Here is a 24,237-nt window from a genome sequence, read left to right as displayed (position 1 = left end):
GCCTGCAGTTCGGGCCGGACCGGGAAGCTGCGGCGATGTTGCCGCAGCTTCGCCTGGCTGCAATGGGAGTTGATCATCATGTCTTCCGTACCGACTACACGCCCTGAATCTCAGCGCGTTTGCAATCTGCTGCCCTCGCGCGGCACCGAAAAAGACTGGGGCATGGAGCAGGCCCTGGCCGCAGGCGCCATCACCGCTTCCAAGGCCGCCCTGCCGGCCAGCGTGGACTTGCGCGCACCTTGGTGGAATATCGGTGACCAGGAAGCCACTGGTTCCTGCGTGGGCTGGGCCTCGACCGATGGGGTGGCCCGTTACCACTTCGTCAAATCCGACCGGCTGGCCAGCAGCGCCCGCCTGTCGCCGCGCTACACCTGGATGGCCTCCAAGGAAACCGATAGCTTCACCACCCGGCCCGAGACCTTTATCGAAGGCGCGGGCACCAGCCTCAAGGCGGCCATGGACATCTTGCGCAAGTTCGGTGCCGTACCCGAGACCCTGCTGCCTTTCCACATCGCCAGCAGCATGTATTCGGGCAGCGAAGCGACCTTCTACGCCACGGCGGCGACACGCAAGATTGCCGCCTATTTCAATCTGCTGAAGAACACGGCGAACTGGCGCAGCTGGTTGTTCAACCACGGCCCCATCATGCTGGGGCTGAGCGTCGATGCCACCTGGGACCATGCCACCGCCACCCAGGGCTTGCTGGATACCTTCCAGCCCGCCACGGTGCGCGGCGGCCATGCCGTCACGGCCGTGGGTTATCGCAATGACGGTCGCATCATCATCCGCAATAGCTGGGGCACCGGCTGGGGCGACAAGGGTTTTGCCTATGCCAGCGAGGCCTATATCGCCGCGGCCTTCTTCAACGAGAGCTATGGCGTGACGCTTTGAGCGGCCGTTGCAGCACACGATGGCAAGCTTGCTTGGCCCGCTCTTGCTGGCATGTCTATTGCCGCTGGCGGGCCCAGCACCGGCTTGCGAGGCCTTGGGCATGAAGCAGACGCCAGCAACGCTGATGCTGAGTGAGGCCGACCAGGGCCGAGAGCTGGAGGTTCGTCCGGGCGATAGGCTCAGCATCCGCCTGCCCGAAAACGCCAGCACCGGCTATCGCTGGACTGTAGAGCACTACGACGCGGCGTTGATCGAGCCGTGGGCGCTCGAATCCGCCTATCCGGCGGCGGGTGCCGGCGCCGCTGGCGAAGTCTGTTTCGTCTTCAGGGCCCGCAAAGCCGGCAGCACCGAGTTGGTGTTGAAGCACTCACGCTCCTGGGAGCATGCCCTTGCTCCTTTGGCGCGCTTTCGCCTGCAGGTGCTGGTGCAGCCCTGAGGTAGAACTCAAACCACCCCCAGCAAACCCCGGCGCAGCTCGGCACTGGCGCGCACCGCGCCCACCTGGATGCCGCGCCAGTTGTGCAGGGGCAGATCGCTGTAGCGGGCCAGCAAGGCGGCCGCGGCGGGGCTGAGGTCTTTCAACAAGGCTTGGGCGGCCGTGGCCATGGCGCATTCGGCGCCGCGTACCTGGCCGTCGTCGATCTTCAAGGCTAGGCCCAGGCCCAGCTCGGGCAAGGCCGCGCAGTAGACGCCCTCGGCCCCCACCTTGCAGAACAGGCGCTCGCCCAGGGCCTGCATCAGCACGGTGTCGAAGCGCTCGGTGCCGGCCACGTAAAAAGGCTCGGCCGCCACGGCCTGGCGCAGGCGCAAGGCCGCTTGCGCATGAGCCGGGCTCAGACCCTGGCCCGTGCCCACGCGGGCAAAGGCCAGGGCCAGATCGCGCAGAGGCAGGGCAAAAGTGGGGATGGAGCAGCCATCGGTGCCGCGCGGTGCCCGCTCCAGATCGCGGCCGCTGGCGGCGCTCAGGGCGGCCGTGATCTCGCGCATCAGCGGGTGCTCGGGCGCCACATAGCCGCTTGCAAATTCGGCCGGCTCGCGACCCTGGGCCAGCGCCATCTGGCAGGCCACGCAGACAAAGCCCGCGTGCTTGCCCGAGCAGTTGTTGTGCAGGGCCGAGGCCTGCTCGCCGCGGCTCAACATGCCGCGCAGCACGGGCTCGCGGCCCGGCCACTGGGTGCCGCATTCCAGCGCGCTTTCGTCCAGGCCCAGCTTGTTCAGCATGGCCTGGGCCGTGGCCACATGGGCGGGCTCACCGCTGTGCGAGGCGCAGGCGATGGACAGCTCGGCATCCGTCAGGGCAAAGCGTTCGGCCGCGCCGCTGGCCACCAGGGGCAGGGCTTGCAAGACCTTGACGGCGGAGCGGGGGAAGATGGGCCGCTCCACATCGCCGAGGGTGCAGACCACGTGGCCGTCGGCATCCACCAGGGCCAGGGCGCCGCTGTGGCGCGACTCCACGGTGTCGCCGCGCAAGACCTCGACCAGGACGGGATTGCTGCTTGTGCTCACGCGAGGCTTCCTTTTGATTTCTTTGGTTTGGGTGGTTCCGCACGCACAAATTGGCGCAATTCGTCGGCCATGCGGACCAGCGAGGGCTGGTGGATATACATCATGTGGCCGGCCTCGAAATAGCTGACCTGGACCTGGGCTTGCAAGGGCTGGCGCAGGCCCAGATGGCTGAGGGTGTAGTCGCCCGCCGCATGGGGCGTGGCCAGGTCGTAATAACCGCTGGCCACATAGACCCGCATGGCCGGGCTGGCGTGCAGGGCGCGGCGCAGGCTGTCGCCGACATTGAGGTATTTGTTCTCGAAGCCCTTCCAGCTCCAGCTCTGCCACAGCGGCGCGATGACTTTGTAGGGTGAGTCGCTCTTGAATTGCAGGGTCTCGAACAGCAGGCGGTTGATGCCCACGGCGTAGGCGCCGACCAGATTGTTCATGCCGGCGTCTTCCTCGGCCTGCTCGCCCGCGTCGTCGCGGTCCAGGCCCAGGAAGCGGCTGTCCAGCCGGCCCACGGTCTGGCCGCGTTCGCGCAGCAATTCCTTGAAGAAGCGGAACTCGTTGGGGCGCAGATCGCAGCGCAGCAGATAGGCGACCGAGAGCCCGCTGAAATAGGCCAGGCGCTCGGCGATGTGCTGGCGCTGCTCGGCGCCGAGCCGGCTGCCCTGGTGCAGGGCCAGCAGATAGTCGCTATTGGCAAAGGCCTCGGCCTCGGCCACCACGGTCTGCAGCGATTTTTTTTGCAGGGCCGGGGCCAGGGCCTGGTGATACCAGGCGGTGGCGGCATAGCTGGGCAGGAAGAGCGGGTAGGGCAGCTCATTGCCATGGTCGAAGCTGAGGGTCTGGAAGTCGACCGCCAGCGAGACCAGCATCAGGCCGTTGATGTGGAGATTGTGCTTGTCCTGCAGATGGCGGGACAGGCCGGCGGCGCGGGTCGTGCCATAGCTCTCGCCGATCAGGTATTTGGGGCTGGCCCAGCGGCCGTGGCGGCTCAGATAGAGTCGGATGAACTCGCCCACCGAGTCCAGATCGCGCTGGTAGTCGTGGAACTCGGCGATCTTCTCGCCCTCGGCCACGCGCGAGTGGCCGGTGCCCACCGGGTCGATGAAGACCAGATCGGACTCCGTCAGCAGCGTGTGCTCGTTGTCCACCAGGCCATAGGGCGGGGCGCCGCATTGACCCATCTCGTCGGTGGGCACGCGTTGCGGCCCCAGCAGGCCCAGATGCAGCCAGACGCTGGAGCTGCCCGGCCCGCCGTTGAAGCTGAAGGTAATGGGGCGCTGGCCGGCCGCCTGGGCGCTCTTGCCCTTCAGCGTGTAGGCGATGAAGAAGACGCTGGCGCGGGCCTTGTCGCCCTTGAACTGGCCTCGGCCCTCGGGTTCGCTGGAATCGGGCTCGCGCAGCAGGACGGTGCCGCAAGTGGCCTGGTAGTGCAGGGTGCTCTTGCCGATCTGCAGCTTGTGCTCGGTCGTGACGCTTTGCTCCAGCATGGGGCTGCCGCTGTTCTTGATGTCTTGCTTGCCCGTGTCCGGGCTCGGGGTCTCATTCATCGCTCAAGTCTCCTGGCTGCTGGCTGTCGATACAGTGCGGTGGATGCACTCTATCTCTTCCTCCGCCCGGCCGGCCCTGCGCTTGCTAGGGCTTGATTTCAGCAGCGCACCGAGCAAGCGCAAGCCGGTGGTGCTGGCCAGTGGCCAGCGCCAGGGTCAGGTCTTGCGCCTGGAGCGGCTGCAAAGCTTTGACACCCTGGCCGAGCTGGCCGAATTTCTGCGCCAGCCCGGCCCCTGGCTGGGTGGCTTTGATCTGCCTTTTGGCCTGCCGCGCGAGCTGGTCGAGCAGCTCGCTTGGCCGCAGCCTTGGTCGGCGCTGATGGACCATTTCTGCGGCCTGAGCCGTGAGCAGATCCGCGCCACCTTCACGGCCTTTTGCGCCGCGCGGCCGGTGGGGGCCAAGTTCGCTCACCGCACTTGTGACGGCCCGGCTGGCGCCTCACCCAGCATGAAATGGGTCAACCCGCCGGTGGCCTTCATGCTGCATGCCGGTGTGCCCCTGCTGCGCGCGGCGGGCGTGACGCTGGCAGGTCTGCACGAAGGCGATCCGCAGCGGGTGGCGCTGGAGGCTTATCCGGGGCTGTTGGCGCGTGAGATCCTGGGCCGGCGCAGCTATAAAAGTGATGACAAGGCCAAGCAGACGCCCGAGCGCCTGATCGCCCGCAAGGACTTGCTGGAGGCCCTGGAGCAGGGCCGCAGCCGCCTGGGCCTGCGGCTCAAGCTCAGCCATGCCCAGCGCGAGGCCTTGGCGGATGACGCCAGCGGCGACCGTCTGGACGCGGTGTTATGCCTGATGCAGGCGGGCTGGGCGCAGACCCAGCCGGGCTATGGCCTGCCGGCCGATCTCGATCCGCTGGAAGGCTGGATCGTCAGCGCCTGAGCGTGGCCCTCGGCCCTCAGCCCAAGAGGCTGAAGCTGGCTTGCAGCCTGGCGCCGCCGTCCGGCGAGGGTGTGGCGGCCTGCAGGAATAGTGCGGTTTCCTGCGCACTGGCGCGGTGCCGCAGATGCAGGGTCTGCCCGCTGCTGGCCTTGGCTTGGGCCAGCGCCGCTGGCGGCCCTTGCAGGGCAAAGCTCAGGTGGAACTGCTGCAAGCCGGCTTGGGCCTGGGCGCAGGCGGCGCCCTCGACGGCGAGCAGCAGCAAGCTCAGCTCGGGCTGCCCCTGGACCTCAAAGCTTTGGCCCACAAAGGCCTGCCAGCCACTCGGGCCTTCTGCCTCCGTCAGTTGCGGCAGGGCTTGGCTCCGGCATTCGGCGAGAGCCGCCATCGGCAGGCCGCCGCCCAGCAGGCCGGCGCAGCCGCTCAAGACAAATTCACGCTTGTTCATGATGGGCTTGCCTTTCGCAAACTTTGGGATCGGGCGTGGCGGCGGGGCGCCACATCATCTGCAGATGCAGGCCTTGCTGGCCTTGGACTTCAAAGCCCAGGGCTTGGTAAAGCCTCTGCGCGCGGTTGTTGATCTCGACATGCAGGCTCAAGCCCTGGCCCAGCCGGCTGGCCTGCGCCTGCAGATGGCGCAGGCATTGCCCGCCCAGGCCCCGGCCCCGCCAGGTCGGCAGCAGGCTGAGGTCCAGCAGGCGCAATTCGCTGGCCAGGCGAGCCAGCCATAAGCGGCCCACGGCCTGGCCGTCGCAGACGATGATGCTGAGTTCGGCCTGCGGATATTGTTGGCGGTAGAAGCTGTTCTGCGCCTGCTGCTGCAGCTCGACAAAGGCCTGCAAGGCGTCTTCACCCCAGTGGCTGAGCAGGGCGAGTTCCTCCGCACGCGTGCTGGCGTAGACGGCCTTCAAAAAGGCTTGGTCGGCCGGGGTCGCGGGGCGCAGATGCATGCTGCTCAGCCGCGTGGGGGGAAGACGCCGACCAGGGCGATGATGAAGGTCAGCGTCAGAAACGGCTGCAGATTATTGTGTGGCTGGCCGCCGCCCGCGGCAGCCAGGGTCTGCGCCGCCATCAGCTGGGCCGTGCCCGAGGCGCGGTAGATATTGCCGCCATTGCTGGGGGACAAGGCGACGCTGGCGCTGGGTGTGCCGGTGCTGGGGGAGAGCGCGGCCTTCAGGCCGTGGCGGTGGTTGGGCATTTGGCTGGCCAGCAGGGTGACGGTTTCGCTGCCGCCGGTTTCACCCAGCACGCGCTCGCTCAGCCCCGGCCCATTGCCCCAGAACATGGGCGAGCGGCCCGCCAGATTGGGCAGGCCGAAGGTGCTGCGGCCATCGCCGCCAAAATTGGTGCCCAGCAGGGAGAACAGGGCAGTGTTCTGGGCGATGGGCAGCAACTGCCCGTCGCATGTGGCCCAGCCCCGGGGCGGAAAATTGCCCGCAAAGATGCGGATCTCGGCGACAAAAGGATCGGCCATGCTGTGCTCCTCAAGCCTGCGAAGGGTAGATGCCAAACAGCGAGATGATGAAACTCAGCGTTTGGAAAGGGGCCATATTGCTGTGGGGCTGGCTGCCGCCTTGGGCCGTGATGGCGCCGGCGGCCATATCGCTCGCGAGCTGGCCGCTGCCGTAGTACTGGGCGCTGCTCGATGCGGCCAGCACGCCGGCCGGGCCGGCCGTGGCCACGGCCCCCGTGCTGCTTGCGGACAGCTGGTGGCTGTGCGCGGGGAGTTGCGAGAGCTGCAGGCTGACGTCTTCCACGCCCCCCATCTCACCCAGGGTGTGCGAGCCGGTGCCCGGGCCCTGGCCTTGGTGCATGGGCAGGCGGCCGCGCAGATCGGGCAGGGCAAAGGTCTGCTGGCCGTCGCCGCCGTAGCTCGTGCCTATCAGGTTGAAGAGCACTTCGTATTCCGCGATGGGCAGGTAGCGGCCATCGCAGAACATCCAGCCCGCGGGGGCGAAGTTGCCACCGAAGATGCGGATTTCACCGACAAAGGGATTGGCCATGGTGCTCCTTTGCTGTGCGCCTGGGGCGCGATGGGTTCGCTGAGCCCTGCAGTCGTGCACACTCAGTTGCGCGAGGGGAAGATGCCTTGCAGGGCGATGACGAAGTTGAGCGTCAGATAGGGCTGCATATTGGTATGCGCCTGGCCGCCGCCCGCGGTCGTCACGGCGGCCGGATTGAGCGGCCCGACCGAACTCGCGGGCGGGGCATAGATATCGCGCCCGCCGCGGGCCTTGGCGGCCGGCACGGCCAGGCCCGGTACGCTGGCATTGGCGAGATCGCTGCTGGCCTGCAGGGCGTGTTGATGCTGCGGCATTTCCTGGTTGCTCAGGCTGTGGGCTTCTTCGCCGGCGCGGCTGCCCAAGGGCCAGGTATTGCTGCTGTAACGCGGGACGCGGCCGCGCAGGTCCGGTAGCGCAAAAGTGCTGCGCCCGTCGCCGCCGTAGGTGGTGCCGAGGATGGAGAACAGGGCCTGGTTCTGGTTGATGGGCAGCAGCTGCCCATTGCAAAACGCCCAGCCCCTGGGTGGGTAGTTGAAGCTGATGATGCTGATCTGGCCAAGAAACGGTTCAGACATGATGTCTCCAATCTCTAGATAAGGCCCGGCGGAATAATGGCTTAGTTGAAGATGGCTTCGTAATGCCGGCTCTGCGCGTCGGCGGCGATGGGCACCAGAAAGAGCTCCAGCAGCTCGGCCTCGGCCGCGCCTCCGGGGGCGCTGCGCAGGCGGTAGAGGCCTTGCTCAAGCGCCGGGCTGGCGGGCCCAGCGAAGAGCAGGGAAAAGGCCTGGCCTGGGCTGGCCGCCGCCGGCAAGGCCTGGGCTTCTTGCAAGCTCAGCTTGAGGGGCACGGCCATATCGGGCAACTCATAGCTTTGGCCCAGCCTGGCCTGGAACTGGCTCAGTTCCATGCTCAGTCCAAGGCGTGGGTGTTTGTGTTTAGGCGCTTGCCCAGGCCGGCGGCCAGCAGCAGGCCGCCGCCGAGCAGCAAGAACGCGCTGGCCGGCTCGGGAACGGCTTGTGTGATGAGATTGACGCTGATATCGGCATAGGCCCCGCTTTGGCCGGTGCCGCGGTTCTTGAACACCAGGCTGTCGAGGTCCACGCTGAAGGAGTTGCCGCTCAGCAGATGTACATAGCTGCTGGGTGTGCCGGGGCTTTGCAGGCCGCTGAAGCCGGTGCTCAGGAAACCGTCTTTGTCGCTGACGCTGAGGCCGACGATGGTCTTGCCGGTGAGGCTGAGGTTGTTGAACTGGTAGCGGGCGTGGCCGCTGCTGTTACCCAGATAACCCGTTACCCATTGCTCATTGGGCAGGCCCTCATTGAGTACGGCGCCGACGCCGATGCGGATCTGGATGCTCTGGTTCTGAAAGCTGATCTGCTCCAGGCTCAGCATCCAGCCGCCGATATTGCTGCCGTCGCCGGGCGCGAGTTTGAGGCCGTCGGCACCGCTGACCTGGTCAAAGGTGTTGATGGTGTTGCCGGGGTCGCCAACCAAGCCGCCCGGTGACAGCAGGCTGATGGTGACCGGCCCGTCAAATGCCGCCTGGGCCGTGGTGCTGGCGCCAAGGCCGATCAGCGCGGTACTCAAAACCCAGGCCCATCCGAGGCGGGGGAGGCCGGCGCGCCGGCTGCGAGGGGAGGAAGGCTTCATACATCAGCTCCTTGGCAACGCAGTTTGTGAACGCGTGACTTTGTGCACGAGTTCGCGATGCAATGTAGCCCTCACGGGGGACGCTGTCATCCCCTCGTCCTCGCAATTTTGTGGACGGAGTCAAAAAGAAGGGGACGCTCAGGTCCCCAGATCTCATGGCCTGTAACGCTGAGGACAGCTTACTTCCGCATCAGCGTGGACTTACCGAAAAGAGACTCGATCAAATCCACCGCCACCTTGGCCGTCTTGTTCTGCAGGTCCAGGGCGGGGTTGAGTTCCATCACATCCAGCGAGGCCATGAAGCCGGTGTCGGCAATCATCTCCATGCAAAGCTGGGCTTCGCGGTAGGTCGGGCCGCCGGGCACGGTGGTGCCCACGCCGGGGGCGATGTCGGGGTCGAGGAAGTCGACGTCGAAGCTGACATGCAGATGGGTGTTGGCGTCCAGCGTGGCCAGGGCTAACTCCATGGTGTGGCGCATGCCCATCTCGTCGATATAGCGCATGTCAAAGACTTCCAGCTCCTGCTCGTGCACAAAACGCTTCTCGCCCGCGTCTACGCTGCGGATGCCGATCTGGCGCACCCATTTGGGGCTGATGGCGGGCACATGGCCGCCGATCTCGATCAGCTGTTGCGGGCCAAAGCCGCACAGGCAGGATACCGGCATGCCGTGGATATTGCCGCTGGGGGTCAGCTCGCTGGTGTTGAAGTCGGCATGGGCATCCAGCCACAGCACGCGCAGCTTTTTGCCGGTGTCGCGGCAGTGGCGGGCCACGGCGCTGATGGAGCCCAGGCCCAGGCAGTGGTCGCCGCCCAGCAGGATGGGCATGCGGCCCAGCTTGAGCTCGGCGTAGACGGCGTCGTGCACCGACTGGTTCCAGGCCGTCACCTCGTTCAGATGGCGGTAGCCATTCACCGGCGGCAGCCAGGGGTTGGCGGGGCCGCTCAGATTGCCGCGGTCCACGACGTCAACGCCATGGCTTTGCAGGGTGGCGGCGAGGTCGGCCACGCGCAGGGCTTCGGGGCCCATGCTGGCGCCGCGTGCGCCGGCGCCGATGTCGGTGGGCGCGCCGATCAGGGAAACGGATCTGAGGGTGGTCATGTCGTGAGTCCTTGCTGCTGCTGCGGGAGCGGGCCGCTTGTGCGGGCCCCTCCCTGTGTATCGAGTTTCGTCAAACCAGCAGTCTATCGCCCCGCGCCGGGGCGCTGTTCAAACGCCGTCGCCCGAGGCCGGCATGGCGTGCAGATCGTAGGTCGATTCCAGCAGGGCCCAGGCTTCTTCGGCGGTCTCGACGAAGTGGAAGAGTTGCTCGTCGCCGGCGCTGATCATGCCGGTCTCGATCAGCAGATCGAAGTCGATCAGCCGGGTCCAGAACTCGCGCCCGAACATCAGGATGGGGCGGCGCCGGCATTTGCCGGTCTGGATCAGGGTCATGGTCTCGAACAACTCGTCCAGCGTGCCGAAGCCGCCGGGGAAGCAGACCAGGGCCACCGAGCGCATCAGGAAGTGCATCTTGCGCATCGCAAAATAGTGGAAGCGGAAGCACAGCTCGGGCGTGATATAGGGGTTGGGGTGCTGCTCGTGGGGCAGCACGATGTTCAGGCCTATGCTCTTGCCGCCCACCTCGTAGGCGCCGCGGTTGCCGGCCTCCATGATGCCGGGGCCGCCGCCGGTGACGATGTAGATGGGGTCGGCGCGCTCGGCCGAGGCGCGGGTGACGATGGCCGCAAAACGCCGCGCCTCCTCGTAGAAATGGCTCATGGCCAGCTGAGCCTCGGCGCGCTTGATCTCGGCGGCATCGCCCTTGGCCTGGGCGGTGGCCAGGGTCTTGAGCGCGTCCTCACGCGGCTTGATGCGGGCGCTGCCGAACATCACGATGGTGGACTTGATGCCTTGCTCCGTCTGGATCAACTCGGGTTTGAGCAGTTCCAGCTGCATGCGCACCGGCCGCAACTCATCGCGCAGCAGGAACTCGCTGTCGCCGAAGGCGAGCTTGTAGGCGCTGCTGGGGCCGTCGTAATCGGGCCGGGGCTGGAGGGCCCGGGCCTCGTCCTTGGCGCTGGGGAAGTTGCGCGCGGTCAGGTCTTTGCGTTTGTTCATGGGGCAAGTGTCGCAGCCCGGCGGGCCATATTGAGAACAGACAAGTGGGTAGTTTGCCCCTCAATCCGCCCTTCAGTCTTTTCGGGCGCAGACGGGGCAGTGCGGGTCGGCCTGGGCGCGGATCTCGCTCCATTCCATGCGGCGGGCGTCCAGCATCTGCAGGCGGCCGCTCAGGCTGACGCCCAGATTCAGCAGACACTTCAAAGCTTCCGCCGCCTGCACGCTGCCGATGATGCCGACCAGGGGCGCGAACACGCCCATGGTGGCGCAGCGCACTTCCTCGACCGGGCTGTCCGGCGGGAACAGGCAGGCGTAGCAGGGGGCGCCAGGCCGGCGCGTGTCGAAGACGCTGATCTGGCCGTCAAAGCCTATGGCCGCCCCCGAGACAAGGGGCTTGCCATGCTGAACGCAGGCGCGGTTGATGGCCTGGCGGGTGGCGAAGTTGTCGCAGCAGTCCAGCACCACATCGGCCAGGGCCACGCGCTCGTTCAGCAGGGCGGCGTCGGCGCGCTGCTGGATGGCCTCGACCCGCACCTCGGCATTGATGGCGGCCAGGCCCTGGGCGGCCGACGCCACCTTGGGCTGGCCGATGCGGGCCGTGCTGTGGACGATCTGGCGCTGCAGATTGGTCAGGTCCACCGTGTCGTGGTCGACCAGGGTCAATGTGCCCAGGCCGGCGCTGGCCAGGTAGAGGGCCACCGGCGAGCCCAGGCCGCCGGCGCCGATGATCAGGGCCTGCGATTGCAGCAGGGTTTGCTGGCCTTCGACGCCGATCTCGTCCAGCAGGATGTGGCGCGAGTAGCGCAGCAGTTGCTCGTCATTCATGGTCGCGGCGGGAAAGAGGAGAAAAAAACAAAGCCCGCCAGGACGGATCCGGCGGGCTTGGGGTTCAGCGCCTGGGCTTATTCGCCCGGCTTGGCCTCGGGCTTGCGCTCCACGGCCGTCTTGGACACCAGCACGGTCTGGCCCTTGAGTTGGTTGAGCGCCTGGGTCAGCGGGAAGTCCTGGGCCGAGCCGAACTCGGGCAGGGGTTTGGGCGGCTCCAGCTTCTTGGCGTACTCGGCCTCCAGCTTCTGGCGGGCTTCCTCGCGGGCCGCTTCACGGGCCTTGTTGGCGGCTTCGTCCTTCATCTCGTCCGGTCCGCCCAGATGCTTTTCCAGATCGGCTTCACGGGTGCGGAAGGCGGCGAAGACATTGCCCTCGGCGGTTTCGTCCAGCATCACATCGGGCACGATGCCCTTGGCCTGGATGGAGCGGCCGCTGGGCGTGTAGTAGCGCGCGGTGGTGATCTTGAGCGCCGTTTCCGGGCCCAGCTGACGCACGGTCTGCACGGAGCCCTTGCCGAAGGTCTGCTCGCCCATGATGACGGCGCGCTTGTGATCCTGCAGGGCGCCGGCGACGATCTCGCTGGCCGAGGCCGAGCCGCCGTTGACCAGCACCACCAGCGGCACCTTCTTCAACGCGGCCGGCAGCTTTTTCAGCGGGTCGTTGCCGCCGCGGCGGACGTAGAACTCGGGGCTGGCCTTGAGCGTGGCCTTGGATTCGGCGATCTGGCCATTGGTGCTGACCACTTCCACATCCTTGGGCAGGAAGGCGGCGGAGATGGCTACGGCGCCGTCCAGCAGGCCGCCCGGGTCATTGCGCAGGTCCAGCACCAGACCCTTCAGATTGGGTTCCTGCTTGTAAATCTCTTCCAGCTTCTTGGCGAAGTCTTCGACCGTGCTTTCCTGGAACTGGCTGACGCGCAACCAGGCATAGCCGGGTTCGACGATCTTGGAGCGCACGCTCTGGGCGTGGATCTCCTCGCGCACGATGGTGACGGGGAAACTGCGGTTCTCGTTCTTGCGGTAGATGGTCAGCAGAACCTTGGTATTAGCCTCACCGCGCATGCGCTTGACGGCCTGGTCCAGGCTGAGGCCGCGCACGGCCGTGTCGTCGATCTTGCTGATCAGGTCACCGCTCTTCAAGCCGGCGCGGAAGGCGGGCGAGCCTTCGATGGGGGAGACGATCTTGACCAGGCCGTCTTCCATGCCGATCTCGATGCCAACACCGACGAATTTGCCGGTCGAGCCTTCACGGAATTCCTTGAAGTTCTTCTTGTCGAAGAACTGCGAGTGGGGGTCCAGGCCGGAGACCATGCCGGCGATGGCGTCGTTGATCAGCTTCTTCTCGTCGACGGGTTCCACATAGTCGGACTTGACCATGCCGAAGACGGCGGCGAGCTGCTGCAACTCCTCCAGCGGCAGCGGCGAGAGGCTGCTGCGTGCATTGGCCTGGAATTGCAGGGTGGTCAGCGCGCCGGCAAGGGCTCCGACGGTGACCCATCCAGCAACTTTCAATTTGGCGCCCATATTGCGAGTATTTCCTAGGAGTGTGATCAAGAGACGGCTTGGCTGCAGAGGTTTCCACTCGCGCCCTTCAAGTATATGCGGCGCCCCCAGGGCCGCAGCCCGCAGACACCCCTATTTGACGGGCTAAATTGCCGCTTTCAAGTGAACAAAGAGACGAAATCGTGTCTGTTCTGTAAAGCTTGCGTGCCGCGTCTGTGGACGCTTAGTTTTGGGCCGGGAAGGTCACCACATGGTCCACATTGACGCGTATGCCTATCCACTCGCCGAGCTGGTGGTCGTGGTGCGAGGGCACATGGGCCATCAGCTGCTCGCCCGAGGCCAGGCGCAGGGTGTAGAGGAAGTCGGCGCCGCGGAAGATCTTGCGCTCGATCTTGGCCTGCACCGGCGCCAGGTCGTCGTGCACGATGTCGTCGGCGCGCAGCAGCACATCGCAGCGGCCGCCGGGAAAGGCGCTGGCCAAGGCACAGGCTTCGATGTCCTTGAGTTGGCCCACCGGGGTTTGCACCAGCGGGCCGTCCTCGCCCTCGACGATGCGGCCCGGGGTGAAGACGCCGTGGCCGATGAAGTCGGCCACGAAGCGGGTGGCCGGGCGGTGGTAGACGGTGTAGGCCGCGTCCCATTGTTCCAGCTGGCCCTGGTGCATCACGCCCACCACATCGCCAATGGCGAAGGCCTCGGCCTGGTCGTGGGTGACGAAGAGGGCGGTGGTGCCGCTGGCCTGCAGAATGCCGCGCAATTCTTGGGAAAGGTGCTCGCGCAGATCGACGTCCAGGCTGGAGAAGGGCTCGTCCAGCAAGAGCAGGCGGGGGGCCGGCGCCAGGGCGCGGGCCAGGGCCACACGCTGCTGCTGGCCGCCGGAGAGCTGGTGCGGCGCGCGCTTGGCCGCGTGCGCCAGGCCCACCAGCTCCAGCACCTGCTGGATGCGTTGGGCACGCTCGCTGCGGGCCAGATGGCGCAGGCCGAAGCCCACGTTGTCGCTGATCGAGAGATGCGGGAACAGGGCGTAATCCTGAAACACCATGCCGATGCGGCGCGCCTCGGGCGCCAGATGCAGGCCGGTCTGGGCATCGGCCAGGGCCTCGCCGGCGATGCTGATGCGGCCGCTCTCCAATTGTTCCAGGCCGGCAATGCAGCGCAGCAGCGAGGTCTTGCCGCAGCCCGAGGGGCCGATCAGCACGCCGATCTGGCCGGCCGACAGGCTCAGGCTGACTTGGTGTACCGCCTGGCCAGCGGCTCGGCTCTTGCCGGCGTCGGCCGTGGTGGATGGAAGGGCTAGGGGCTTGGCTGCGCCGGCCGTGGCCGCGGAGCCCGGGTAGCGCAGCCCGACACGGTCGAGTGCAAGAAACATGGGCTTTATGATAGCGCCCCGGCAAGATTGCCTGAATGCGCATTGTTCGCGTTGGGGGGACTCTTGGTCGCTCATTGACGGAAATCAAGCGGAAGCGCGCTGTTTTCTCCTCCACTGCTGGCTTGGGGCTTGTTGCCGCGCTTGCAAGCCGAACTTTTGAATCCCGCCCCCCCGCTGCGCATGTTGCGATTGATCACCCTTGTTTGTTTCGCCCTGGCCCTGCCCGTGCTGGGGATTCTGGGCTCCTGGCTGGTGCTGGACGCGCAGTCCTGGGCCCTGTTGCAGCACCAGTTCGCCACCGTCTTGCCCGCTTATGCCTGGGCCTCTTTGCTGCTGTGCGCGGGCGTGGGCCTGGGTGTGGTGCTGCTGGGCGGGGCCACGGCGGCGGCGGTCAGCTTGTTCGACTTCCCCGGCCGGCGCGTCTTCGAGTGGGCCTTGCTGCTGCCCATGGCCATGCCGGCCTATGTGGCGGCCTACGCCTATACCGACGCCCTGCAGTACAGCGGCATGCTGCAGATGACGCTGCGCGCCTGGACCGGCGCCCAGGGCGCGCTCTGGCCGGATGTGCGCAGCCTGCCCGGCGCCATCGCCTTGTTCATCTTCTGCCTCTACCCCTACGTCTATCTGCTGACCCGCACGGCCCTGAACGAGCGCGCCGTGGGCCTGATGGAAACGGCCCGCCTGCTGGGTGCTGACACGCTGCGCCGGGTGCGCGAGGTGGCCTTGCCCCTGGCCCGGCCGGCCCTGGCGGCGGGCCTGGCCCTGGCCTTGATGGAGACGCTGGCGGACTATGGCGTGGGCGCTTATTTCGGCCTGACGACGCTGACCACCGGCATCTACAAGGCCTGGCTGGTGATGAATGACCGCATGGCGGCGGCCCAGCTGGCCTCGGTGCTGCTGCTCTTGGTGGCGGCCTTGCTGTGGCTGGAGCGGCGCTCCCAGGCCCGCCTGCGTTTTGCCGGCAGCCGCAGCGGTGCCCTGCATGCGGCGGAGGCCCGGCCCATGCGCTTGCGCGGCTGGGCGGCGGCCGCCGCTGTGCTGCTGTGCAGCCTGCCCATCTTGCTGGGCTTTGTGCTGCCGGTGATCGCCCTGCTCAAGCTGATGTGGCTGGAGGCCCGCTACGGCGAGTTCGGCCTGCCGCTGGCCCGTTTTGCCCAGTGGGGAATGAGCAGCCTGAAGCTGGCCGGCATCTCCTCGGTGCTGGCCGTGGCCATTGCCCTGGTGCTGGCCTATGCCCAGCGCATGAGCGCCGGCGGTGTGCTGCTGAATGGCGCCACGCGCATCGTGTCCCTGGGTTATGCCGTGCCTGGTGCGGTGATCGCCGTGGGCATTCTGCTGCCCCTGGGCTGGCTGCAGGAATACGCACCCCAGCTGGGCCTGACGCCCATCATCACCGGCACCATCACCGGCCTGGTCTACGCCTATCTGGTGCGCTTCTCGGGCGTGGCCCTGCAGTCGGTGGAGGCAGGTTATGCGCGCATCTCGCGCAATGTGGACGAGACCGCCCGCCTGCTGGGCGCCAGCCGCCGGCGCCTGTTCCTGGAGTTGCATGCGCCCCTGCTGGCGCGCTCGGCCCTGGCCGCGGCCTTGCTGGTGTTTGTGGACGTGATGAAGGAGTTGCCCGCCACCCTGGTGCTGCGGCCCTTCAACAGCGACACCCTGGCGGTGGTGGCCTATCAGCTGGCGCGGGATGAACGCCTGGGCGAGGCGGCCTTGCCCTCGCTGGCCATCGTCATCGTGGGGCTGGTGCCGGTGCTGATGTTGTCGAGGGCTTTGAGGCGAGGGTGAGCTGGCTTGGTCCCGCCAGCAGGAATCGAACCTGCATCTGAGTCTTAGGAGGACCCCGTTCTATCCATTGAACTATAGCGAGACAGCCCTGTGGCAGGGCGGGGCGCATTCTCGCATGAGTTTTGGGGCTGGCTCAGCGTTGCTTGGCGACATAGTCGCGCAAGGCCTCGTCGATGCGTGTTTGCCAGCCCTCGCCGGTGGCGCGGAAGTAATCGGCCACGTCGCGCGACAGACGGATGGAGATGCGTTCCTTGGTCGGCGTTTTTTGCGGCCCACGCTCCCCGGGCCGGCGCCTCAGGGCGAGCAGGTCGGCGTAGACCTCGGGCGGCAACACCTCGGCCGCAGGCTTGGCGCGCTTGAACCAGGCTTCGTCCAGCTCGGGGCTGTCCGGGTCGGCGGCGATGCCGGCGTTGATGCGGGCGTCTTCCTCGTCGGTGGGTAGTTCCACCACCCGCCCGGAGCGGGTCTTAAGTGGCTTGACGGACATAGCGGTGTACCTCGCGTTGATTGGCTTTGCGTAAGCTGATGAGACGCACGGCGGTCTCGCGCAGCGTGAAGGTGAGCACGAACAGGCGCGTGCCGATCAGGCCGGTGGCATTCAGCCGTGTCTCGGCGTAATTCTTGCGGCCATCGACCTCGATCTGCGCGGTCTCCCACTCGAAGTCTTCGGCAGCGCCGAACCAGATCCCATGCTTGGCCACATTGGCCGCCTGCTTTGCTGGGTCAAACGCGTAACGCATAGCTGGATTGTGGGCACGGAAAGAGCGGGCTGCAATTGTTTTTTGTCGTGACAATAAAATCCATCGCCCTCACTCCCACTTCCACTGCCAGATCAGATCCACCGCGTTTTCATCGCCCGACTGGGCGCGCAGGGTGAAGCGCTGGGCGATGCGGTAGATCACCTGCCAGACGCCGGTGGTGGCGTTGAGGCCGCGCTCGTAGCCGACATACCAGCGCTCCGAGAGGTTCTTGCCTACCCGTACTACCGTGCCCTTGACGTCGCTGCCCTTGCCGTCGATGGCGAGTTCGTCCAGGCCCACGGTCTTCTTGAGCTTGCTGGTCACGCCCTCGCCGTCGCCGGCCAGCAAGGCCATGGCGGCGCTTTGCAGCAGGGCGCTGTCGCCGCCCTCCAACTGGTCGGGCGCGCGGCCCAGCAGCAGCCAGGAGAGCTTGGCGCTGTCCATCATCTCGGGGTCGGAATAGAGCTTGACCCGTGGCGCCTGCGCCGTGCCGGTGACGGCCACGCCCACCTTGACCTCTTCGTTAGGCATGGGCCGCAGGGCCAGCACGTCCAGGCGCGGGTTGTCGATCACGCCGCTGAAGCTGATCAGGCCTTTCTCCACCGTCAGCTTCTGGCCGTAGGCGTCGAAGCTGCCGTCCACGGTTTTGATCACACCGTGCAGGGCCGGGCCGGTGGCGGCCTGGCTCAGGGCCAGATCGCCGGCCAGCAAGGTGTCGATGCCATGGCCGCGCACCCGCAGCTTCTGGCCCAGATTGATGCCGACCTTGACCTTGATGGCGCGCCTGGATTTGGGCGCCTCCGCCACCAGCTCGCGTTTGGCGCCTGGGCGGCGCACTTGCACATCGGCACCCAGCTCGGGCGCGTTGCCGCGCGAGAAGTCGAACAAGCCGTCCTCCACGTCCAGCTTGCCCTGCAGGTCCAGGGCCTGGGCGTCCAGCAGCAGCTGCAACTGGCCGTTGATGGCCAGGCGGCGGTCTACCCGGCGCAGCACGGCGAACTTTCTGGCCTCCAGCTGGATTTCGGCCTTGGGCGTGGCGCCCAGCTGCATGCTGCCGCTACCGCTCAACTCGCCGTCGCCGGCGCGCACCTTGAAACTTTCCAGCGTGGCGCGGCCACCGTGCAGATTCAAGGCCAGCTCGCCGTCCCGCATGTCCACGCCCATCAGCGGATTGCGCAAGGCCAGCTTGGCCGCGCTGGCCGAGCCATTGATCTCGGGGGCCCGCAAAAGGCCGCCAAAGCTGGCGCTGGCATGGAAGCCACCGCCCATGCGCCAACCGGTGGGCACCCAGGCGCCCCAGGTGCTGAGATTGGCGACCTGCGCCTCCAGCACGCCCTGCAGCTGCGAGTTGCCGCTGGGCCAGAGGCTGCCGTCGCTGTTGCGGGCGGTCAGGGCGCCGGCCAGGGCGCCGACATTGCTGCCGGCCAGGGCCTGCGTCAAATGCCAGACGCCGGGGCTGCCGATCAGGCCGATGCGCAGCTCGCTCAGATTCAGCTTTTGCGTGCCGCCGTCGTCGGTCACGCTGAGGTCGCCACCGCTGCGTTCCAGGGCGATCTCCACATCGAGCCGGGGGTGGGTGGCGATGCGGGCATGGCCGCCCACCACCAGATCGCCGCCCCAGCCGAAATCGGGCTGCCAGCGCGCCAGCAGGGGGGCCACGGCCAGCGGCTCCAACTGCAGGTCGACGCTGGCTTGATCGCCGCCATGCCAGGCCAGCTCGGCCCAGCGCAGGCCGGCGCCCAGCAGCTCCAGACGGCCGGGTTTGACGGCGGCTTGCTGCAGCTGGGCCTGCGGCCCCAGGCTCAGGCCGCCGGCCAGATTGCCGGCCTGCAACCAGGGCTGCAGCTGAGCCTCCTGCGGCCGGGCCAGCAGCTGGCCTTGCTCGAACTGCCAGCGCCCGCCCTGGTACCAGAGCAGACCAGGCGTGCCGCTCAAAGCGCCTTGCAGGCTCAGGGTGAGGGGGCCTTTGGCGATCTGCTCCTTGGGCTGGCCGGGCGGGATCAGGGCCGCCGGAATCTTGCCCTCGCCCTGGGCATTGAGCTGCAGCCTGTGCTTGGCCCAGCTGCCCGCCAGGCTCAGGCCGGCCTTGGGGCTGCTGAAACCGCCGGCCTGCAACTGCTCCAGATCGAGGCTGGCCTGCAGGGGGGCGTCCAGGCCGCTGGCCAGTTCCCAACGGCCCTGGGCCGCGGCCAGCTGCAGGCTGTTGCCGGGGCTGTCCAGCAGCAGTTTGCTGGCCTGCAGATTGCCCTCGCTGCGCCAGTTCCAGCCGCTGGGGTCTTGTTTGCCGGGCGTCTCGGCCTTGGCCGTCAGCTTCAGGCTGGCCATCAAACTGCCGGCCAGCCTGGACTTGGGGGCAAAGCTGGCCAGCAGGGCTTGCAGGCCGGCCAGCTGAGGCGCGCGCAGCTCCAGCGCGGCTTGCAATTGCTCACCGGGCAGCAGCTCTGCTCGGCCTTGCAGCTGATTGCTGTCCAGCTGCAGATCCAGCCGGGCCAGCGGGGCCGCGCCTGCCCTGTGCTCGTAGCGCAGCAGGCCGCTGCTGGCGACACCGCCCAGGCTGCCGGGCTTCAGCTGCAGTTGGGCACTGCCCAGCGGGGCTTGTTGCGCAAGCCCGGCCTTGGCCGAGGTGGCGCCGCTTTGCAATTGCGCGCTGAGCTCGGCGTCCAGGCTTTGGGCGTTTTGCTGCCAGGCGCTGCCGGCCTCGCCACGCCAGTAGGGGCGCAGATCGGGGGCCTGGGCGCGGGCCTCGGTCTTCAGCGTCCAGCCGCGGGTCAGGCTGCCCGCCTGGGCCAGCAGCAGCTCGGCGCTTGCATTCAGCTGGGCCTCGCCGGAGCTGAGCTTGAGGGACTGCACATTCAGGGCCTTGCTGCTGGCCTGGGCTTGCAGCGCGAGGGACAGGGGCAGCGGCGTGGGTATGGACTTGGCCGGCGCGGCCAGGTCCTGCCATTGCCCGTCCAGCTTGGCGTTGATGCTCAGCGGGGCGCTGTCTTGCGCGCCGATCTGGCCCAGGCCCTGGGGGCTGCCGAGTTCGATCTTGCCGCTCGCGCGCAGCGGACGCAGGGCTTGCAGCAGGCCTTCGCCGCGCAGCGCTTCCAAGGCGAGATGGAGCTTGGCACCCTGGGCGCTGGAGTTGCTGCCGGTCGCGCGCAGGCGGCCGGCCGGCTGTTGGGCGCTGCCCAGCAAGGCGTCCAGGCTGTTGATCTGCAGGCTGGCCGGATCCTGGGCCAGCAAGCTCAGGTCCAGCGCCAGCTTGCGCAGGGGCAGGCGCTGTTCGTCCCAGCGCCCGGCCAGGCCATTGCCCAGATCGGCGGAGACCGCCAGGCTCAGCTGCTGCTTGGCATCGGGCACGGCCCGGATCTGCGCCGTGCCGCTGAAAGCGGTGCGGGGCAGACCGGAGACCAGGGCGGCGAGGTCCAGATTGCGGGTGTTCAGCCGCAGCTCTTGCAAGGGCCAGGCGGCAAAAGGGGCCAGCCGGGCTTGGGCGTCCAGCGCCTGGGCCTGGGCGTCCAGCTTGGCTTGCAGTTGCAGGGCCGGCAGAGGGCCGCTGGCCTGCACTTGCGCGGTCCAGGCGGGCAGGCCTTGTGCGGCGCTGGGCAGGGACTGGATCTGCAGGGCCGAGCTCAGGCGCAGCTCGCCGGCGCTTTGGAGGCTGGCCTCGCCGCTCACTTGCAGCAGGTCCCAGGCCAGATGCTCCAGCTTGAGACTGTGCTGCTGGCCTTGCTCGGCGCTCAGCGCCAGGCTGGCGCGCAGCTCGCGCAGGGGCTTGTCGCCCAGCTCGGCGCTGTGCAGCTCCTGGATGCTCAGGGCGGCTAGCCGCAGGCCGACCGGGATCAGCAGGTCGCTGGGCGCTTGGGTCGGCTCTGCGGAGGGCTTGAGCTTGAGCGTCAGGCGCTGGATCTGCAGGCTTGGCAGATACACATCGGCCCACAGCCTGGGGCTGCGGCTCCAGGCCAGGCTCAGGCCCTGCCACTGCAGGCCTTGCAGCTCGACGCTGTCCGGGCTCTTCAGATCGCCGGGCAGGCTGTAGCGCAGGCGCCGGGCGGAGAAGTCGCCCAGCAAGCTGCCCTTGGCCGCCTCGACCTCCAGGCCCGGCACCTGGTTCAGCAGCCAGGCCGTGCCGGGCTCGGTGGCCAGGGCCCACCAGGCCGAGGTGGCGCCGGCGCCGAGCAGCAGGGGCGCGGCCAGCAAGGCCAGGATCAGACCGCGGCCGCCGCCACGTTTCTTGGCTGCTGCGATGGGGGCAGGGGAGGCGCTTGCCTCGGTGGGCTGCTCGCTCATGCTGGGCTCGCTCACAGGGCAATGCCCACGCTGAAATGGATGCGCCACTTCTGCAAGGCCTGGGCACGGGCAAAGTCCAGGCGCAGCGTGCCCAGGGGGCTGCGGTAGCGCAGGCCCAGGCCATAGGCCAGCTCGGGCCTGAGGCCGCGCCAGCCCATGGCCGCCTGGCCGGCGTCGACAAAGCCGGCACCCAGCAGATCGGGCAGGGAAGGCATCAGTGCATGGGCCAGCTCCAGGCTGCCGGTCCAGGCCACCTTGCCGCCGGTGGGGTTGCCGTCGGCGTCCGCCGGCCCCAGATCGCGCAGGCCGTAGCCGCGCACCGAGTCGTCGCCGCCAACGCGGAAGCGCAGGGCCTCGGGCAGGCCCACATCCTCGCCCGCGTAGATTTGCGCGAAGCTGGTGCGCGCCGCGCCGAACCAGCCGCCGGGCAGGGGCTGGTAGCCGTGCAGCACCAGCTCGCCGCGGCCGAAGGCGCCGCTGCTGGAGACGGAGTTGTCCGCCCGGCCCAGACCCAGAGCCAAGCTGGCCGTGTAGCCCTTGGTCGGGACCAGGGTGGAGTCGACCCGGCGCCAGGTCCATTGCACATTGCCGGAGACGGCGCCGCTGTTGACGACGCGCTCGGGGTCGGACTCGCGGGCCCGCAGCACTTCGAGGTAGTAGAGGCGGTCTTCCTTGTCGGTCTCGCGCAGACGGCCCAGGCGGGCGCGCAGATTGACGGAGACGCGCTCGCCGTCCGGCACCCGTTCGATGAAGAGGGCGCCCAGATTGCGCTGCATATCGGTCTGGGGGTGGGAGGTCAGTTCCCAGTCCAGCGAGGGGTTGTCCTGGCTGACCTTGAGCTTGAGGCGGGAGCGCAGGTCCAGACCCCAGGGGCGGCGGTGGGTGTGGTCCAGGCCCAGGCGGGGCCCGTTGGTGGTGCTCAGGCCCAGGCTGGCGGTGAGTTGCTGGCGCGGGGCCTCCCGCACATCGACCCAGACCGGGGTGCTGACGCCGCCGGCCGTCGGCGCACTGGCACCGGTTTCCGCCGCGGCGGGCGGCTCCAGCTCGGGCCGGATATTGACGTTGACGCTGTCGAACAGCGTGGTCTTGACCAGGCGCTCCTGGAAGTCCAGCAAGGCCCGCTCGGTATAGGGCTGGCCGACACGGTAGCCGGCCAGGCGTTCGATGGCGGCGCGGGGCTGGTGCTTGAGGCCCTCGACGCGCAGCTCGCCCAGGCGGTAGAGCGGGCCGCTGTCCAGCAGCAGCTCCAGCTCGGCCGCATTGTTTTCGGCATCGATGGTGGCGGCAGATTTCTCCAGCCTGGCCGTCGGATAGCCCTGGGCGCGGGCGCGGCCCAGCAGGCCGCTTTTGGCGCTGGACCAGCGGCTTTGCACAAAGTCATCGCCTTCCTTCATGGGCCAGGCCTCTTGCAGGCTTTGGCGCAGGCCCTGGGCGCGTGCTTCGGCCCGGTCGGCGCTCTCTTCGCCGGCCGGGCTGGGTGTCTGCAGCTCGCCGGCAAAGCCCAGGCTCAGTTTTTTGACCACGGTGCGCGGGCCCGGCTCCACCTTGACGCTGACGGTGATGGGGGTTTGCTCGAAGTCGCGCGAGGCCTGGACCTGGGCATTGAAATAGCCCTCGGTCTCCAGCAGGGCTCGGGCCTGTTCGGGGGCGGCGGCGGTCAGGCGGCCCAGTTCCTGGGCGCTGAGGCGCTGGTCCTCCGGCGCATTGCGAAAACGGGCCAGGTCCAGATGCTCTTCCAGCAAGGCTTTCAGCCCCGCGGGCGCCTGTACATCGAGCCTGTACTCGGCGACCAGGCGGGGCTGGCCCGCCGCTTCGGCGGCCTTGGCCGTGGCGCTCTTGGGCAGCAGCTCGCCGAGGCTGGAGCAGCCGCCGAGCAGGCCCAGCGCGAGCAGGCCCAGGCCGGACCAATGCGGGGGCTTCATTTGCTCAGCAAACGCATCGCGCCTTCCAGGCCGGCCAGGGACAGGGGGAACATGCGCTGGTGCATGATTTGCTGAATCAGGGCCACGCTTTGGCGGTACTGCCAGACGCCCTGCGGTTCGGGATTGATCCATGCGTATTTGGGGAAGGCATTGGCGAGGCGCTGCAGCCATTCGGCGCCGGCCTCCTCGTTGTTGTACTCGACGCTGCCACCGGGCTGCAGGATCTCGTAGGGGCTCATGGTGGCATCGCCCACAAAGATCAGCTTGTAGTCGCGGTTGTACTTGCGAATGATGTCCCAGGTGGGGGTCTTCTCGGCAAAGCGGCGGCGGTTGTTCTTCCACACAAAGTCATAGACGCAGTTGTGGAAGTAGAAGAACTCCAGATGCTTGAACTCGGCCTTGGCGGCGGAGAACAGTTCCTCGACCCGGTGGATGTGCTCGTCCATGGTGCCGCCCACATCCATCAGCAGCAGCACTTTGACCTTGTTGTGGCGCTCCGGAATCATGCGGATGTCCAGCATGCCGGCATTGGCCGCGGTCTTGTGGATGGTGCCGTCCAGGTCCAGCTCCAGCTCCGAGCCCTCGCGCGCAAAACGGCGCAGGCGGCGCAAGGCCACCTTGATATTGCGGGTGCCCAGTTCCAGGTTGTCGTCGTAGTCCTTGTAGGCGCGCTGGTCCCAGACCTTGACGGCGCTGCGCATGCGGCCCTTGTCCTGGCCTATGCGTATGCCTTGCGGGTTGTAGCCATAGGCGCCAAAGGGGCTGGTGCCGCCCGTGCCTATCCATTTGCTGCCGCCCTCGTGGCGTTCCTTCTGCTCCTCGAAGCGCTTTTTGAGCGTCTCCATCAGCTCCTGCCAGCCCATTTTTTCAATGGCGGCTTTCTGCTCGGGCGTCAGCTCCAGCTCCAGATGCTTGCGCAGCCACTCCAGCGGCACGTCCTTGCTGAAGTCGGTCAACAGCTCCACGCCCTTGAAGTAGGCGCTGAAGGCGCGGTCGAATTTATCGTAATGGGCCTCGTCCTTGACCAGGGTGGTCCGGGCGAGGAAGTAGAAGTCGTCCACCGAGGGCGGGCCCTCGGCCCCGATGACGCCGGCCTGCAAGCCCTCCAGCAGGCTCAAGAATTCCCGCACGGAGACCGGCAGTTTCGCGGCACGCAAGGTGTAGAAAAATTTGATCAGCATGAGGTTCTCGGCGGCGGGGCTTGATTATCCACAGGGAAGCTGCGGCTGGACGTAGCCCCCAGCCTGGT

23 protein-coding genes and 1 tRNA gene are annotated in these 24,237 nt (G+C 67.4%); 4 read left to right on the top strand and 20 right to left on the bottom strand.

Going from position 1 to position 24,237, the window contains the following annotated elements; genetic code table 11:
- Positions 1-78 precede the first annotated feature (78 nt).
- Complete coding sequence (locus HNP55_RS03840; protein WP_184296303.1) at positions 79-891, top strand: C1 family peptidase; 813 nt, start codon at positions 79-81, stop codon at positions 889-891.
- A gap of 100 nt (positions 892-991) precedes the next feature.
- Positions 992-1,327: a protease inhibitor I42 family protein gene (locus HNP55_RS03835; protein WP_184296301.1), complete on the top strand. Its 336-nt coding sequence runs from the start codon at positions 992-994 to the stop codon at positions 1,325-1,327.
- A gap of 8 nt (positions 1,328-1,335) precedes the next feature.
- Here the strand turns inward: HNP55_RS03835 and HNP55_RS03830 are convergent, their stop codons facing one another.
- Entirely contained in the window at positions 1,336-2,397 is a 1,062-nt protein-coding gene (locus HNP55_RS03830) for an asparaginase (protein WP_184296299.1), read from the bottom strand.
- Positions 2,394-3,935, bottom strand: coding sequence for a S10 family peptidase (locus HNP55_RS03825; protein ID WP_184296297.1), 1,542 nt, complete (start codon positions 3,933-3,935; stop codon positions 2,394-2,396). The genes HNP55_RS03830 and HNP55_RS03825 overlap by 4 nt, the downstream gene beginning before the upstream one ends.
- A 43-nt stretch (positions 3,936-3,978) precedes the next feature.
- Between HNP55_RS03825 and HNP55_RS03820 the strand changes: the two genes are divergently transcribed.
- Entirely contained in the window at positions 3,979-4,815 is an 837-nt protein-coding gene (locus HNP55_RS03820) for a DUF429 domain-containing protein (protein ID WP_184296295.1), read from the top strand.
- 16 nt (positions 4,816-4,831) lie between these two features.
- Here the strand turns inward: HNP55_RS03820 and HNP55_RS03815 are convergent, their stop codons facing one another.
- From HNP55_RS03815 to HNP55_RS03760, 12 genes are all read right to left on the bottom strand, one after another.
- Entirely contained in the window at positions 4,832-5,260 is a 429-nt protein-coding gene (locus tag HNP55_RS03815; RefSeq protein ID WP_184296293.1) for a hypothetical protein, read from the bottom strand.
- The gene (locus HNP55_RS03810; RefSeq protein WP_184296291.1) at positions 5,247-5,762 is read right to left on the bottom strand and encodes a GNAT family N-acetyltransferase; all 516 of its coding nucleotides are present in this window, start codon (positions 5,760-5,762) and stop codon (positions 5,247-5,249) included. The genes HNP55_RS03815 and HNP55_RS03810 overlap by 14 nt, the downstream gene beginning before the upstream one ends.
- A 5-nt stretch (positions 5,763-5,767) precedes the next feature.
- Positions 5,768-6,286 (bottom strand): phage tail protein, encoded by a 519-nt coding sequence (locus tag HNP55_RS03805; RefSeq protein ID WP_184296289.1) that lies wholly within the window; start codon positions 6,284-6,286, stop codon positions 5,768-5,770.
- A gap of 10 nt (positions 6,287-6,296) precedes the next feature.
- On the bottom strand, positions 6,297-6,815 hold the full coding sequence (locus tag HNP55_RS03800; RefSeq protein ID WP_184296287.1) for a phage tail protein: 519 nt from the start codon (positions 6,813-6,815) through the stop codon (positions 6,297-6,299).
- 62 nt (positions 6,816-6,877) lie between these two features.
- Positions 6,878-7,390, bottom strand: a complete 513-nt coding sequence (locus tag HNP55_RS03795; protein ID WP_184296285.1) for a phage tail protein — start codon at positions 7,388-7,390, stop codon at positions 6,878-6,880.
- Positions 7,391-7,431: 41 nt separating this feature from the next.
- On the bottom strand, positions 7,432-7,722 hold the full coding sequence (locus tag HNP55_RS03790; RefSeq protein WP_184296283.1) for a DUF6916 family protein: 291 nt from the start codon (positions 7,720-7,722) through the stop codon (positions 7,432-7,434).
- Between the two features lie 2 nt (positions 7,723-7,724).
- Complete coding sequence (locus tag HNP55_RS03785; protein WP_184296281.1) at positions 7,725-8,465, bottom strand: hypothetical protein; 741 nt, start codon at positions 8,463-8,465, stop codon at positions 7,725-7,727.
- Positions 8,466-8,644: 179 nt separating this feature from the next.
- Positions 8,645-9,565: an arginase gene (rocF, locus tag HNP55_RS03780; RefSeq protein WP_184296279.1), complete on the bottom strand. Its 921-nt coding sequence runs from the start codon at positions 9,563-9,565 to the stop codon at positions 8,645-8,647.
- A 108-nt stretch (positions 9,566-9,673) separates the two neighbouring features.
- Positions 9,674-10,564, bottom strand: coding sequence for a TIGR00730 family Rossman fold protein (locus tag HNP55_RS03775; protein ID WP_184296277.1), 891 nt, complete (start codon positions 10,562-10,564; stop codon positions 9,674-9,676).
- 72 nt (positions 10,565-10,636) lie between these two features.
- Positions 10,637-11,389, bottom strand: a complete 753-nt coding sequence (locus HNP55_RS03770) for a HesA/MoeB/ThiF family protein (protein ID WP_184296275.1) — start codon at positions 11,387-11,389, stop codon at positions 10,637-10,639.
- 77 nt (positions 11,390-11,466) lie between these two features.
- A complete protein-coding gene (locus HNP55_RS03765; RefSeq protein WP_184296273.1) occupies positions 11,467-12,915 on the bottom strand; it encodes a S41 family peptidase in 1,449 nt (482 codons plus the stop codon).
- 202 nt (positions 12,916-13,117) lie between these two features.
- Positions 13,118-14,263, bottom strand: a complete 1,146-nt coding sequence (locus HNP55_RS03760; RefSeq protein ID WP_184296271.1) for an ABC transporter ATP-binding protein — start codon at positions 14,261-14,263, stop codon at positions 13,118-13,120.
- A 180-nt stretch (positions 14,264-14,443) separates the two neighbouring features.
- Between HNP55_RS03760 and HNP55_RS03755 the strand changes: the two genes are divergently transcribed.
- Entirely contained in the window at positions 14,444-16,051 is a 1,608-nt protein-coding gene (locus tag HNP55_RS03755; protein WP_184296269.1) for an ABC transporter permease, read from the top strand.
- Between the two features lie 7 nt (positions 16,052-16,058).
- Here HNP55_RS03755 and HNP55_RS03750 read toward each other — a convergent pair.
- The 6 genes from HNP55_RS03750 to HNP55_RS03725 form a co-directional block, all read right to left on the bottom strand.
- Positions 16,059-16,133, bottom strand: a tRNA-Arg gene (locus HNP55_RS03750).
- A gap of 51 nt (positions 16,134-16,184) precedes the next feature.
- On the bottom strand, positions 16,185-16,538 hold the full coding sequence (locus HNP55_RS03745) for a BrnA antitoxin family protein (RefSeq protein WP_184296268.1): 354 nt from the start codon (positions 16,536-16,538) through the stop codon (positions 16,185-16,187).
- Entirely contained in the window at positions 16,519-16,791 is a 273-nt protein-coding gene (locus tag HNP55_RS03740; RefSeq protein WP_184296266.1) for a BrnT family toxin, read from the bottom strand. The genes HNP55_RS03745 and HNP55_RS03740 overlap by 20 nt, the downstream gene beginning before the upstream one ends.
- 69 nt (positions 16,792-16,860) lie before the next feature.
- Complete coding sequence (locus tag HNP55_RS03735) at positions 16,861-21,066, bottom strand: translocation/assembly module TamB domain-containing protein (protein ID WP_184296264.1); 4,206 nt, start codon at positions 21,064-21,066, stop codon at positions 16,861-16,863.
- 11 nt (positions 21,067-21,077) lie between these two features.
- A complete protein-coding gene (locus tag HNP55_RS03730; protein WP_184296262.1) occupies positions 21,078-22,988 on the bottom strand; it encodes an autotransporter assembly complex protein TamA in 1,911 nt (636 codons plus the stop codon).
- Complete coding sequence (locus HNP55_RS03725; RefSeq protein WP_184296259.1) at positions 22,985-24,169, bottom strand: vWA domain-containing protein; 1,185 nt, start codon at positions 24,167-24,169, stop codon at positions 22,985-22,987. The genes HNP55_RS03730 and HNP55_RS03725 overlap by 4 nt, the downstream gene beginning before the upstream one ends.
- Between the last annotated feature and the right edge of the window lie 68 nt (positions 24,170-24,237).

This window comes from Roseateles oligotrophus, assembly GCF_014204525.1.
In the GTDB taxonomy this organism is placed as follows: Bacteria; Pseudomonadota; Gammaproteobacteria; order Burkholderiales; family Burkholderiaceae_C; genus Paucibacter_A; species Paucibacter_A oligotrophus_A.
The sequence above is the reverse complement of the archived record's forward strand: the minus strand, read 5'-3'. Positions and strand labels throughout refer to the sequence as shown.